This window comes from Chthonomonas sp. (assembly GCF_035294505.1).
In the GTDB taxonomy this organism is placed as follows: Bacteria; Armatimonadota; Chthonomonadetes; order Chthonomonadales; family Chthonomonadaceae; genus Chthonomonas.
On the sequence record NZ_DATGKU010000253.1, the window covers coordinates 1 to 12,611 of the forward strand.

Sequence of the window (12,611 nt, forward strand, 5' to 3'; positions counted from 1 at the left end):
AGAGCAGACCATTAAGGCGAGTCGCTTTGCACTCATCTACTGCGATGTGGCCGTCATCGCCCACACCAACGAGTACGAGTACAACTCTTACTTCTCCAATAAAGAGAACGAGGCGATGATAGACCGCATCTTCGTTGTGAAAGTGCCTTACAATCTGCGCGTTAGCGATGAGGTGCGCATCTATGAAAAACTTATCAGTCAGTCCGATATGAGCGACCGTAGCCCCGGTTCCGAGCTAAACCTCGCCCGCGTCCATATCGCTCCTTATACCCTGCGTGTGGCCGCCATGTTCGCCATCCTTACACGGCTTAAGCCCTCCAAACGCGCCGGCATCAGCCTGATGACCAAGATGAAACTCTACGATGGCGAGAAAGTTGGCGATTGGGATCAGCGCCACGTGAAAGAGCTGCGCGAAGAGTACCTTGACGAGGGCATGACGGGGGTGTCGCCTCGCTTCATTATCAACCGCATCTCGGCAGCTCTCGTGCGGGGCGGCAAGAACTACGTTACCCCCATTGATATGCTGCGTGCCCTACGCGACGGCATTACCGAATACACCAACAACGAAGAAGAGCGCAAAAAGCTGCTCGGTTTCATTGATGAGGTGCGTAAAGAGTTCGATGAATATGCCAAAAAAGAGGTGCAACGCGCCTTCGTCTACTCCTACGAGGAATCGGCTAAAACCCTTCTCGATAACTACATTGATAACGTCGAAGCCTACTGCAATCACGAGAAGGTGAAGCATCCGGTAACCGGAGAAGATATTGACCCGGACGAGGCGCTGATGCGCTCGATAGAAGAGCAGATCAATATCTCTGAAAACCAGAAGCGAGAGTTCCGAGAGGGCATTATGCGCTCGGTTGGCTCGCTGGCGAGACGCGGGCTTACCTTCACCGTATCCTCCGACGAACGCCTCCGCGAGGCCATCGAGAAGAAGCTGTTTGCAGACCTCAAAAATGTTGTAAAGATTACTACCGGCACAAAAACGCCGGATGCCGAACAGCTTAAGAAGGTGAACGAGGTGGTGGAGCGCATGTGCCGCGAGCAAGGCTATACGCCCGAATCGGCTAACGACCTGCTCCGCTATGTCGGAACGCTGCTGAATCGCTGAAAAGGAGCCTACCATGCCGAACTTTTCTCTTAGTGACGATGCCTGGGATCTCCACCGACGCGCCGAGCGCGACCGGCAGCGCCATAACGAGAAAGTCAAAGAGGTGATCCGCAAAAACCTGGGCGGGATCATCAGTCAACAGGACATTATCACGGCAGACCAAGGCAAGATCATCAAAATCCCTATCCGGGGCCTGGAGCTGCCCCGACTGCGCTTTGACGACGGCGATCGCGAGCGCGTGGGGCAAGGCCCCGGCAACACCAAGCCCGGAGACATTCTCGGCAGAGCGCCCTCCTCTGGGCAAGGGGCGGGCGGAGGGAAACAGGCCGGCCAAGAGCCAGGAGTGGATTTCTATGAAGCCGAACTTACCCTAGAGGAGCTAACCGACCTCGTGTTTGAAGACCTCCACCTCCCGAACCTCGAAGAGCGCGGCGTGAAACAGGTTCCTTCAGACGTTATTGACTTCAACACGGTCTCGCGGAAGGGGTTGCGCGGTAATCTCGATCGCAAGCGCACCCTCCTGGAAGCCTACAAACGCAACGCGAAGCTCGGCAAACCCGGTTGGAAAATTCGCGAAGAGGACCTGCGATTCAAAAACTGGGAGATCACCACCCAGCCTCAGCGCAACGCTGTGATCTTCGCCATGCGCGACGTCTCCGGATCAATGGGGGAGTTCGAGGCCTACATCTGCCGCTCGTTCTACTTCTGGATGTTGCGGTTTCTGCGACGTAAATATGCCAGCGCCGAAATCGTCTTTATTACCTGCCACACGGAAGCGAAAGAGGTGGACGAACACGCCTTCTTTACCCTGGGCGATTCGGGCGGTACCCGTATGAGCGAGGCCTATAAACTGGCACAACAGATCATCGAGCAACGCTATAACCCGCGCGAATGGAACATCTACCCCTTCCTCTTCACCGATGGCTATAACTGGGGCGACCAAGAGTGTGTGGAAGAGATTCGCAAAATGGTGGCTATCTGCAACCTTGTGGGCTATGGCGAGATCGCCAGCGACGTTTGGAATCAGTCCACCTCCTTTGCTCCGCTGGGACAAGCTATTCAAGAGGCCTTTGCCAATGAACCGCGCGTGTGTACGGTAAAGATCAATTCTAAAGAGGACGTTTGGCCGGCGCTGAAAAAGTTCTTCCGAAAATATCCGGAGGTGCAATCGGCCGCATAGCGATGCCGATGGCGGCAAGGAACACTTTAGAGGGAAAGAGGAGCAAGCTTATCCCCTTTTCCCTCTATTTTCTAGAGAGCGGCAAAAGGGATGGTTCCCATTCGCATTGTGCTATCTAACCTAGGACACCACTTCGGAACACGCCTCGTATTCGAAAAGGTTCATCTAGAGCTAATAAGCGGGCAGGTGGGAGCCATCTGTGGCCCCAACGGCGCCGGCAAAAGCACGCTCCTGCGCATCGTTGCCGGCCTTCTTACACCCACCCAAGGAGAGGTTCGCTTCGAGATCGCCGGACAGCCCTTAGATGCTTTAGCACGCCGCGCCTTTATCGGCTATGTTGCGCCCGATCTCAGGCTCTATCATGAACTGACCGGAGTGGAGAACCTGTGCTTTTTTGCCGAGTTGCGCGGCATGAAACTCTCGCAGGAACAGCTTAAGCGGCTGCTTGGGAGGGTAGGGCTGCTGGGACGTGGAAGCGATTTGGTGGCCAACTACTCATCGGGCATGCGGCAGCGGCTGAAGTACGCTTTGGCCCTCAGCAGCAACCCCCCTGTCCTTCTCTTAGACGAACCGACCGCCAACCTCGATAGCGACGGGGTTAGCATGGTAAAGCAGATAATTACCGATCAGTGCCAACGTCCACAAGGCGGCCTTGTGCTCATTGCTACCAATGAGCCGGCGGAAGAGCGTTGGGCACATACGCTTCTCCGAATCGGCCGCCTTGTTTATGGCTAATCGTCGTCATCGCGCCGGAAGGCTATCGCAAGCGAATGACGCACCGGAGGCAAAGGCGCCTTTGCTCCCTTTACCGAACGCCAGATAATGGCGTTTAGCTCATCCGGTGGGGCGCAATCGGCATGGCTAAAGTCCATTCGTTCGCTCTCTCGTGCCCCGTAGGCCGTACGCCGGTTGATCTGCGCGATGATGGTCTTTGCCGGTAGAATGGCCGTGTAGGGAGCGCTGTTGTTCGGTTGTGCCGTAAAATCGCGAATGACGGGTGCCATGGCATCGTAAAGACACATCGGTTTTAGCCCCAAAAGCTCCTCAATGGTGTGCAGAATGCTGTCGGTGTTATAGAAGTGATGGTCTACACTGTGGGCTTGGATGTAAGGGCTGATCACATAAGCCGTCGATCGGTGACAGTCTACATGGTCATAGCCGTTCTGCGCGTCGTCCTCCACAATGAAGATGGCCGTGCTCTTCCAATAGGGGCTATGGCTTACGGTCTCCACGATCTGGCCTACAGCGTAGTCGTTATCGGCCACCATGGCTGCAGGCGTGGCGACTCCGGGGCGCGTGCCCGCCGTATGGTCACGCATAATGCGTACCATCTCTAAGGCCGGCAGATCGCCGTTTTTTACAAACTGATCAAACTCCCGCTTCCACTCCGCAATGCGGTCTGGCGCTTTGTTGGCTCCAAAGGCGAGCAGTTGCGTGGGAGCCGGGCAGTTGTAGATGCGATAGGCGTCGCTATCGGCATAGTTGGTGTCGAAACGCATGAAGTTGACATCGGTATGGTTCACCAACGCCGGCTCGACCGGTTGATTGATGCTCAAAATCGGCTTACCGTCCGGCGTATGGCTGTTATCAAAACTCACGAAAAAGCCGTAGTTGCGATAGGTGATGTGCGCTCGTTGGGCAGCGTCCCACAGATAGCCGTTCGGCGGAGCCGCCACATTCGGCAACCCCATGCGACGTACCGGAACGCCGTTTACCTCTCCCTCAAAATCGTAGTCTCGCCCACGCCCGCTGTAGTTATAGGGCACGTTGCGCTCCACATACTCGTTGGCCATACCGGCCGTAGACCAGTTCCATCCATCTGGAGAGACCTCACCGGCGCAATAGAAGTTATCGAGCAGCACAAACCGCTCCGCCAAAGCGTGCTGATTGGGCGTTACCGCCCGCCCGAAAATGCAGAGTTTAGGGTCGCCGTTGCCCTCGGGCAGATCGCCCAACACCTGATCGTAGGTTCTGTTTTCCTTGATGATGTAGATCACATGCTTGATGCCCGTGTGCGGCAACGGCTGCTGGTTGCGCTCGCTATCGAGTTCCTCAACCCTGCGCGTAAGGGCTGCTAGTTGCCGGTCGTTGGGAACAGGCATCACCTGTACGGTTCCCTCAAGAATGTTCTCGATGTAGTGCCCCCATTCGCCATCCGGGCCCTGAGGCTCGCCGTTGGGCACGGGCGCACCACTTCCTTTTGCATTGGCAACAAACAGCCGGCCGTTCGCCACACAGACAGCGGTGGGGTACCAGCCGGCCGGAACCATGCCCGCTAGTGCCATATGGTTGTGTTGCAGATGAATTACAGCCACCGCATCCAGGTCGCCCAAGCTTACATAAAGGCGCGAACTCTGCGGATCGAGTGCAAGGCCGGTAGGCGTTATTCCTGGCAGCCCGTTTTTACCGCGCAACGACAGCGTCTGCAGCACTCGGTCGGTGTCGGTATCCACCAGTGAGATCGAATCGGAAGAGGCGTTGGCCACAAAAAGGCGGTCTTGTGAGGGGTTTAGAAGAAGCGCTATCGGATGGTCGCCTATGGCGATCTCGCGCAGCACCTTTGGATGTTCGGGGTCGGACACATCTATGTCGGAGACGCTCCCTTCCATCTCACTGGAGACATAGAGTCGCTTATCGGCATTAGGCCCAGCAGTTATTGCCACGACGGCATAGGGAAAGCCGGCCGTAGTTACCTCACCGAGATGCTTACCGGTTTGCGTATCGAGAACACTAACAGAGCCTTTAAAGTTTGTGTAGAGGCTACTCTCGTTGTGGGCCACATAGAGTTTCGAGCCATCGCTGCTGAGCGCGATACCTGCCTCAAAATTCGGTCGAGCGTTGCCCGCCTCTTTTGGTAAACTGGAGGGGTCTTCCAAAACCCTCCCCGTATCGTGCACCACGCCATAAGCATCCACCGAAAGCACTGCGATACGATCGAGCGCTCCACAGGAGGCATAGAGCAGGCGCGAGCCGTCTTGCTGTAGAGTAGGTGCCCAAGCTAAACCGTAGTAAAGTCCATTGGTTCGACCGTTAAAGGCCAGCTGCGAGACTCGTTGTCCGCTCTGCGCATCTATAATGGATAGATACTGCCGAAAACCGGTGTCGGTAACAGCCAACCATCTCCCATCCGGGCTTAAGGCCATATCGGCCGGGAAACTGCCCACATCGTCCTGTTGCCCAACCGGCGCAATAGTTCGACCGGTAGGTAGCTGGTGGGTTTCCGTAGATTTGCGACCTCGTGCAATCCCCATAGCCACGCAGCAAATGACGAAAAGACCAACACAGAGGGGAAGAACTCGTAGATTCGGCCTTGTTTTTGAGATCATGGCAACATCTCCGTTTTTTGGGATCGAACGCGCAATACCTCTCTGCTATACCAGAGAGCCATGCGCTTTTGGACTAGGTGTTTGGCTCTTACCTCTTCATCAGGAAGAGAGGAAGTTTAGGTAGCCGGTGATGGTGGTCTCATGCTCCTGCCGTGATTAAGACGATGCAGCGGCGGAGCGGGAGACCTTTAGGTAGAGAGCGGGATAGACCGTATTGATCCAGTCCCGTAAGCTTAAGCCGTGCGCGGTGCGCCGATAAAGCGAGAAGAAATCGTTCATGCGCCCGGCAGCCGTGAAGGCGAAATGGCCATAGCGCCAGGTGAGCTGACGATGAAGCGCCTCTTGAAGTGGAACCCCTTGATAGATGTTAAGATAGAGCGCTCCCACAAGCCCGGAGCGATCGGCCCCTCCCTGACAGTGGAAGAGAATGGGATAGGGCTGATGGTCGAACACGGCCAGCAACTGCCGTAGCGATTGGGGCGGTGGCAGATGGTGGGCGCTCATCGGGATATCCACATGAACCACCCCAAGCCGTTTGCAATCGGCGATCTCTTGCCGATAGAAGTCGTTGGACATGCTTCCCCCACGGAGGTTAATTACCGTGCGGATATGGTAACGACGTAAAACGTCGTCTAGATCGTCTCCTATCCAACGGGCGGTGTCGGCGGTGTAGTTGTTACCGGTAAGCTGCGCGCTGCGATAAACACGTCCCGGCACAACCACACGCACATTCCCACCGAACACGCCTATCCACCAGAGGAGGGCCACAAGCAGCAGGAAAACAAGGGTAAACCCCAGTAGAAAACGCTTGCGGCGTTTCGGCCGGGCGCGTTCCGTTGCGGAAGACGCAGGCACAAACTCCGTTGATGAGGCACTCATGACATTTCTAGTATACCCACCGCCCACACGCTATCGTTCCCTTTAACGAAAATTTAACATTACCTGCTCCCCTCGGTGCCCGCGCGTAAACCGGCCTACGATTCAAGGGAATGCCTTCAAAAGGGCCCTTGACAAACTAAATATAGTGTGTTATCCTATAGAGTGTCCCTGCATATAGGTAGCAACGGCGCCAGCTACCAATCGCCGGCAAAAACAAAGCGAAGATGAAATGTCCGTTCTGCGGTGCCCTCAACCAAGATCGCGTGCTCGAAACACGGGCGATCAACGAGGGGGCGACAATTAAACGACGTCGAGAGTGTGAGGCCTGTGGAAGGCGTTTCACAACCCTCGAAGAGATCGAAGAGATGCAGCTTTTTGTCATCAAAAACGATAAACGGCGAGAGCCGTTCGACCGCCGTAAGATCGTGCGGGGCATGCAGCTTGCCTGTACCGGCCGCAAAATCAGCACCGAAACCCTCGAAGAAGCCGCCGAAGATATCGAACGCAAGCTCTACAATCGCCTCGAAAAAGAGGTCTCCTCACGCGAAATCGGGGAGATGGTAATGGAGAAATTGAAAGCGCTTGACCAGGTAGCCTATGTGCGCTTCGCTTCGGTCTATCGGCAGTTCGAGGACGCGACCCAGTTTCGCGAGATCGTGAACATGCTTCGACGTCAGGGAAACCGCAAATCCGGCTGAATCTTCCGCATGGGTGCCTCTTTGCCCCGAAGCCCCCTGCATATCGCTGTATAAGGAGCAGAAAATTGAATAATCAAGAACCTATGCCTCATCAGACAAGTATCGACTCGGTACTGCCAGCAGAAGAGGAAAGTATCCGCCCCGAATCCATCGAGGCAACGCCTCTTGTAACGGAAAGTCCTGCAAACCACACCAACGATAAGGAGCAAGCTGTGGTGAAAGAGAGAACCGCTTCCATCAATGGGAACAGCAATGGGAACAGACCTGCCATAAAACGCGGCCCAAACGCGCCTGGACTAACCATTGAACGTCGCTTTACCCGCCCCGGTGAAGATGTGTATGCCACCTGCGATTGGGAACTGCGCGATGCTACGATCACCAATGAACGCGGCGAAAAGGTGTTCGAGCAGAAAGATGTGGAGGTGCCCGCCTTTTGGTCGCAATTGGCGACCAACGTGGTGGTCTCTAAGTACTTCCGCGGCCATATAGGCACCCCCCAACGAGAACGCTCCGTGCGACAACTCATCCGACGTGTGGCCGACACCATCGCCGATTGGGGCCGCAACATGGAGTACTTCGCTACAGAAGAGGACGCTCAAGCCTTCCAAGATGAGCTAACCCATATCCTCCTCTATCAAAAAGCCTCCTTTAATTCGCCGGTGTGGTTCAACGTGGGCTTGCCCGACCAACCGAAACCACAGTGTTCCGCCTGTTTTATCAACAGCGTGGAAGACACGATGGAATCCATTCTCACGCTTGCGAAAACGGAGGGCATGCTTTTCAAATACGGCAGCGGCACAGGCACAAACTTTTCGACGATCCGCTCTTCCCGTGAACCGCTGCATGGCGGCGGCACGGCCTCCGGCCCCGTCTCCTTCATGCGAGGGTTTGACCAGTTTGCCGGAGCCATTAAAAGCGGCGGCAAAACCCGCCGAGCTGCCAAGATGGTCATTCTCGATATTGACCACCCCGACATCGTGGAGTTTATTCAGTGCAAAGAAAAAGAGGAGAAAAAGGCCTGGGCTCTCATCGAGGCCGGCTACAGCGGCATGTTCAATGTGCCCGGCGGAGCCTACGATAGCGTAAATTTCCAAAACGCGAACCACTCCGTTCGCGTCACCGATGAGTTTATGCAAGCCGTTGAAGAGGACAAAGAGTGGCATACCCGCTTCGTCCTCGATAAAACCAAAATCGCCGATACCTATCGCGCTCGCGATCTGATGCACATGATCGCCCAAAGCGCGTGGGTGTGCGGCGACCCTGGCATTCAGTATGATACCACCATCAACCGTTGGCATACTTGCAAAAATACCGACCGTATCTATGCCAGCAACCCTTGCAGCGAGTACATGTTTCTCAACGATAGCGCCTGCAACCTCGCCTCACTGAACCTGATGAAGTTCCGAACCCCAAGTGGCGATTTCGACATCGAGGCCTTTCGGCATGCCTGCCGCATCCTGATTACAGCCCAAGAGATTATCGTAGACAATGCCTCCTACCCCACCCAGCGTATCGCCGAAAACAGCCACGACTATCGTCCGCTTGGGCTTGGTTACGCCAATCTAGGAGCCTTGCTTATGGCGCGAGGGCTGCCCTATGACAGCGACGAAGGACGCGCGTATGCGGCTGCCATTACCGCTATCATGACCGGCGAAGCCTACCGACAATCCGCCATCATCGCCCGTGACCATGGTTGGCCCTTCCCCGGCTTCGAGCGAAACCGCGAACCTTTCCTTGAAGTGATGCAGATGCACCGCGATGCTGTCGAAAATATTGACGCCCGTTACGTACCCCCTCAAATGCTCGAAGCCGCACGGGAATGCTGGGACGAGGGCATTCGCCTCGGAAGTCAATACGGCTACCGCAACGCGCAGGCCACCGTGCTGGCGCCAACAGGCACTATCGGCTTCATGATGGACTGCGATACCACCGGCATTGAGCCCGATATCGCCATCGTGAAGTACAAAAACCTCGTTGGCGGAGGCGTTATGAAGATCGTCAATACCACGGTGCCCGAAGCGCTCCGCAAACTCGGCTATAGCCAAGAGCAGATCGAAGATATTCTTGCCTATATTGACCGCCAAGATACCATCGAGGGTGCCCCGCATCTCAAACCGGAGCACCTCCCCGTCTTCGATTGCGCTTTTAAACCGGCAAATGGTTTGCGCTCCATTCACTACATGGGGCACATTCGCATGATGGCCGCCGTTCAGCCCTTCATCTCCGGCGCTATCTCCAAAACGGTCAACATGCCCAACGAAGCGACGCCAGAGGATATTATGGGCGTCTATATGGAGGGCTGGAAACTCGGTTTGAAGGCCATCGCCATCTACCGAGATGGCTCCAAACGCACCCAGCCTCTGACCACCAAGAAGGTGGAAGAGAAACCTGTCGAGGCCTCTATTACCCAGCCTGCCGAACCGGTTGCTCCCAAAGAGAAGGTGATCGTGCGCCCCCTGCGACGCAAGCTGCCCGATGAACGGCAAGCTATCACTCATAAGTTCAGCATCGCAGGCCATGAAGGCTATCTTACTGTGGGGCTTTATCCCGACGGGCAACCCGGTGAAATCTTCCTTACCATGAGCAAAGAGGGTTCTACCATCTCCGGGCTTATGGACTCCTTCGCTACAGCGGTCTCTCTTGCCCTGCAATATGGCGTGCCACTGCAAACCCTGGTGGATAAGTTCGCCCATACACGCTATGAGCCGGCCGGATACACCAACAACCCAGATATTCCCATCGCGAAATCCATATCGGACTACATCTTCCGCTATCTGGGAATGAAGTTTCTCAATCGTGTGCCGCAACCGGAGAAGCCGGCTCTGTCCGGCAATGGGGTCGAGGAGACGTCTACGGTGGAGCGGCCTACGTCGCTTGCATCGTCTCCGCCCTCCATGGAAGCTCTGCTCGCGAACGAAAAGGAGACGTTCCAAAACCAATCCGATGCCCCTATCTGCGTGGACTGCGGAAGCCTCATGGTGCGCAACGGGGCCTGCTTCAAATGCCTTAACTGTGGCTCTGTCTACGGTTGCTCCTAGCTGAAAACAATCAGCGCCCTAGGTATAGACCTAGGGCGCGCTTGCAAAGGAGAGAGCGACATGCTGCGAATCGTGGAAATCTGTCCCTCTACAAGGGGGCGTGGAGGCTACGTCGTTCTACAAAATTGCGGTCTCGTATCGGTGAACCTTAAAGGATGGGCGCTCTGCTCGGAAGCTTACCTACAGAACGACCCCGAGCGCCTAGCCCAAGAGATATATATCTTCAAAGCCGATGAGGCCATTCAGCCCTATACGCGTGTTGTCCTCCTGCACGGCAAAGGGGAAGATGGTTGGACCGATACCATTGACGGCCGCAAAGCCTACTGTGCCTACTGGAACAGCCCCAACCCCATCTGGAAACCGGGGGCGAGAATTCACCTTCTGCACATTCAAGGTACGCAGAAGGTGCCATCGAATGAAGTTGTCACCGTCTCACGCTAGGCACGGCGAAGAAACACAGAGCCTCTATAAGCAAGCGGAGAGGGTTCTCCTAATCGGCTTTTAACGGCGCGCACACACAAAAATACGAGGCCACATCCCTTCATCAAGGCGGTTGATCGCCACACCGTGCCCGCTAACGGAAGAGTGGATGAAGTAACCGTTTCCTATGTAGATACCGGTGTGTCGAACATAGGGCGGTGTTGAGGAAGGCTCAAAATAGAGGCGGTCGCCCGGTTGCAACTGATCAACAGGCACGGGAATACCGATGGCCATCTGCTCTGCTGCCGTGCGCGGCAGATGATAGCCTAATTGCCCGAACACCTTCTGTACAAAACCGGAACAGTCTAGCCCTTCGCGGCTTTCCCCACCCCAAACGTAGGGCACCCCCAGATAGCTATAGGCTATGGCAAGCAACTCCTGCGCATTGCCTTGAAAGAAGGGCGTGTTCGTATGGGGATAGATATCAGGATAGCTGCCCAATAAGGCGTTTGAGCGCGGCTCTACCGGTGCATCCGAGGTCACCTGATAGTCGGGGATAATCTTTACCCTGTCGGCCGGTATCCAGCCGGTGGAGTAGTCGCTCATAAGGATGCCAAGCCACCCACCACGGCTGTCTATAATGGCCACATCGGTGCCCGGAACCACACGCGATAGTTGGGCCGAGTGGGAAGTAGAAAGGCGGTAAATCCCGCTCGGACGAACGATGACTCCCAGGCCGCCCACCACGTAACGCCCGTGCGACCAGCCTCGTGAGGGGAGCAAGCGACGCGATGGGGCGCTTGCTTGTGCTTTGTGCGACGCTGCTCGCCGCTCGGCTTGTTGGCGTGCGAGGGCAGCACGTTCTGCCTCGGCTTTGGCTTGCAGAGCCGCCTTCGACGGCGGCAGCTGCAGAGTAAGGGTCGCATCGCCGAGGGCACAAGGGCAAGCCCTTACAATCCAGAACGAGATGAAGGCCGGCAAGAGCAACGGAAGCGTTCCTCTTACCGACCCTTTCCATTGTTGTGACATGCAGTATCTCTGCATTTTCACCAACCAAGCCTCAACGATTAGCGCTTGCTGAATTGGAACCCACGTCGTGCACGCTTGCGCCCATACTTCTTCCGCTCTTTCACGCGAGGGTCACGAGTAAGCAGCCCACTTCGCCTTAAAATAGGTCGCAACTCCGGGTCTACTTCTAAAAGCGCCTTAGCGATTCCGTGGCGAATGGCCCCTGCCTGACCGGATATGCCCCCGCCATGGCATCGAGCGATCACGTCGAACTGCCCCACTCGGTTCGTCAACACAAAAGGCTGTTGAACCACATGGAGAAGCAGTCGCCGGCCAAGATACTTCTCACCAGGGCGTCCATTGATGATGAGGTTCCCCGAACCGGGTTTAAGCCACACTCGTGCAACGGCATTCTTCCGCTTTCCTGTACCATAGTAGCGTATCGCTTCTGTTACCATGGGCTACTCTCCTCCCTTTTGAGCATCGCCTTGGTAGACTACGGGTTTTTGTGCAGCGTGAGGGTGCTCCGGCCCACGATAGACCTTTAGCTTCTTTATGATGGCATCGCCTAACCGATTATGCGGAAGCATGCCTCGCACCACCCGCCGAATAGCCTCTTCGGGATGCCGTTCTAACTCAAAGCGCCTTTCGATCTCTTTAAGAGCGCCAGGCCAGCCGGAATGGTGCCGAACCACTTCGTGTGATTTTCTGCCTGTCAACACCACTTTTTCGGCATTGATAACGATCACATGGTCGCCCGTATCCACATTCGGAGTAAAGATGGGCTTATGTTTCCCTCGTAAAAGGCGCGCGACCTCTGCGGCCAGGCGTCCAAGAGGGCGACCTGTGGCATCTACCACATACCAGACGCGCTGTGCCTCCACATCTTCTTTGCGTGCAAAATAGGTTCCATGCTTCCTCATATTCTATTCTCCGTACTCTTCACAAGAA

Annotated in this window: 10 protein-coding genes and 1 pseudogene; 6 read left to right on the top strand and 5 right to left on the bottom strand. The window is 55.6% G+C overall.

Translation table 11 applies throughout. The features are described 5' to 3' along the window. The 3 genes and pseudogenes from VKV18_RS15105 to VKV18_RS15115 all read left to right on the top strand — a co-directional run. A pseudogene (locus tag VKV18_RS15105) lies at positions 1–1,111 on the top strand (protein prkA); the annotation flags it as partial. Positions 1,112–1,124: 13 nt separating this feature from the next. Continuing rightward, a complete protein-coding gene (locus VKV18_RS15110; protein ID WP_324205012.1) occupies positions 1,125–2,291 on the top strand; it encodes a YeaH/YhbH family protein in 1,167 nt (388 codons plus the stop codon). A 90-nt stretch (positions 2,292–2,381) separates the two neighbouring features. Continuing rightward, the gene (locus VKV18_RS15115; RefSeq protein WP_324205013.1) at positions 2,382–3,026 is read left to right on the top strand and encodes an ABC transporter ATP-binding protein; all 645 of its coding nucleotides are present in this window, start codon (positions 2,382–2,384) and stop codon (positions 3,024–3,026) included. Here VKV18_RS15115 and VKV18_RS15120 read toward each other — a convergent pair. Beyond that, positions 3,023–5,617: a bifunctional YncE family protein/alkaline phosphatase family protein gene (locus VKV18_RS15120; protein WP_324205014.1), complete on the bottom strand. Its 2,595-nt coding sequence runs from the start codon at positions 5,615–5,617 to the stop codon at positions 3,023–3,025. The genes VKV18_RS15115 and VKV18_RS15120 overlap by 4 nt on opposite strands. A gap of 156 nt (positions 5,618–5,773) precedes the next feature. Then, the gene (locus VKV18_RS15125; RefSeq protein ID WP_324205015.1) at positions 5,774–6,496 is read right to left on the bottom strand and encodes a tyrosine-protein phosphatase; all 723 of its coding nucleotides are present in this window, start codon (positions 6,494–6,496) and stop codon (positions 5,774–5,776) included. A 224-nt stretch (positions 6,497–6,720) separates the two neighbouring features. Here VKV18_RS15125 and nrdR point away from each other — a divergent pair, with 224 nt between their 5' ends. From nrdR to VKV18_RS15140, 3 genes are all read left to right on the top strand, one after another. After that, positions 6,721–7,194, top strand: coding sequence for a transcriptional regulator NrdR (gene nrdR, locus VKV18_RS15130; protein ID WP_016484188.1), 474 nt, complete (start codon positions 6,721–6,723; stop codon positions 7,192–7,194). Positions 7,195–7,277: 83 nt separating this feature from the next. Continuing rightward, positions 7,278–10,232 (top strand): vitamin B12-dependent ribonucleotide reductase, encoded by a 2,955-nt coding sequence (locus VKV18_RS15135; protein ID WP_345786429.1) that lies wholly within the window; start codon positions 7,278–7,280, stop codon positions 10,230–10,232. 60 nt (positions 10,233–10,292) lie between these two features. Continuing rightward, positions 10,293–10,673 carry a hypothetical protein gene (locus tag VKV18_RS15140; protein ID WP_324205017.1) on the top strand — a complete coding sequence of 127 codons (381 nt, stop codon included), beginning with the start codon at positions 10,293–10,295 and terminating at the stop codon, positions 10,671–10,673. A gap of 60 nt (positions 10,674–10,733) precedes the next feature. Here VKV18_RS15140 and VKV18_RS15145 read toward each other — a convergent pair whose 3' ends face one another. Genes VKV18_RS15145 through rplM form a run of 3 tightly spaced genes read right to left on the bottom strand, consistent with a single transcriptional unit; the run spans position 10,734 to position 12,583 of the window. Then, on the bottom strand, positions 10,734–11,681 hold the full coding sequence (locus tag VKV18_RS15145) for a C40 family peptidase (RefSeq protein ID WP_324205018.1): 948 nt from the start codon (positions 11,679–11,681) through the stop codon (positions 10,734–10,736). Between the two features lie 38 nt (positions 11,682–11,719). After that, the gene (gene rpsI / locus VKV18_RS15150) at positions 11,720–12,118 is read right to left on the bottom strand and encodes a 30S ribosomal protein S9 (RefSeq protein WP_324205019.1); all 399 of its coding nucleotides are present in this window, start codon (positions 12,116–12,118) and stop codon (positions 11,720–11,722) included. Between the two features lie 3 nt (positions 12,119–12,121). After that, positions 12,122–12,583 (bottom strand): 50S ribosomal protein L13, encoded by a 462-nt coding sequence (gene rplM, locus VKV18_RS15155; RefSeq protein ID WP_324205020.1) that lies wholly within the window; start codon positions 12,581–12,583, stop codon positions 12,122–12,124. Positions 12,584–12,611: the final 28 nt, after the last annotated feature.

What these genes read in the sequence shown, in the direction of transcription:
- VKV18_RS15110 (WP_324205012.1), top strand. Translation starts at nt 1,125, where the DNA reads ATGCCGAACTTTTCTCTTAGTGACGATGCCTGGGATCTCCACCGACGC.
- VKV18_RS15115 (WP_324205013.1), top strand. Translation starts at nt 2,382, where the DNA reads ATGGTTCCCATTCGCATTGTGCTATCTAACCTAGGACACCACTTCGGA.
- VKV18_RS15120 (WP_324205014.1), bottom strand. Translation starts at nt 5,617, where the DNA reads ATGATCTCAAAAACAAGGCCGAATCTACGAGTTCTTCCCCTCTGTGTT.
- VKV18_RS15125 (WP_324205015.1), bottom strand. Translation starts at nt 6,496, where the DNA reads ATGAGTGCCTCATCAACGGAGTTTGTGCCTGCGTCTTCCGCAACGGAA.
- nrdR (WP_016484188.1), top strand. Translation starts at nt 6,721, where the DNA reads ATGAAATGTCCGTTCTGCGGTGCCCTCAACCAAGATCGCGTGCTCGAA.
- VKV18_RS15135 (WP_345786429.1), top strand. Translation starts at nt 7,278, where the DNA reads ATGCCTCATCAGACAAGTATCGACTCGGTACTGCCAGCAGAAGAGGAA.
- VKV18_RS15140 (WP_324205017.1), top strand. Translation starts at nt 10,293, where the DNA reads ATGCTGCGAATCGTGGAAATCTGTCCCTCTACAAGGGGGCGTGGAGGC.
- VKV18_RS15145 (WP_324205018.1), bottom strand. Translation starts at nt 11,681, where the DNA reads ATGTCACAACAATGGAAAGGGTCGGTAAGAGGAACGCTTCCGTTGCTC.
- rpsI (WP_324205019.1), bottom strand. Translation starts at nt 12,118, where the DNA reads ATGGTAACAGAAGCGATACGCTACTATGGTACAGGAAAGCGGAAGAAT.
- rplM (WP_324205020.1), bottom strand. Translation starts at nt 12,583, where the DNA reads ATGAGGAAGCATGGAACCTATTTTGCACGCAAAGAAGATGTGGAGGCA.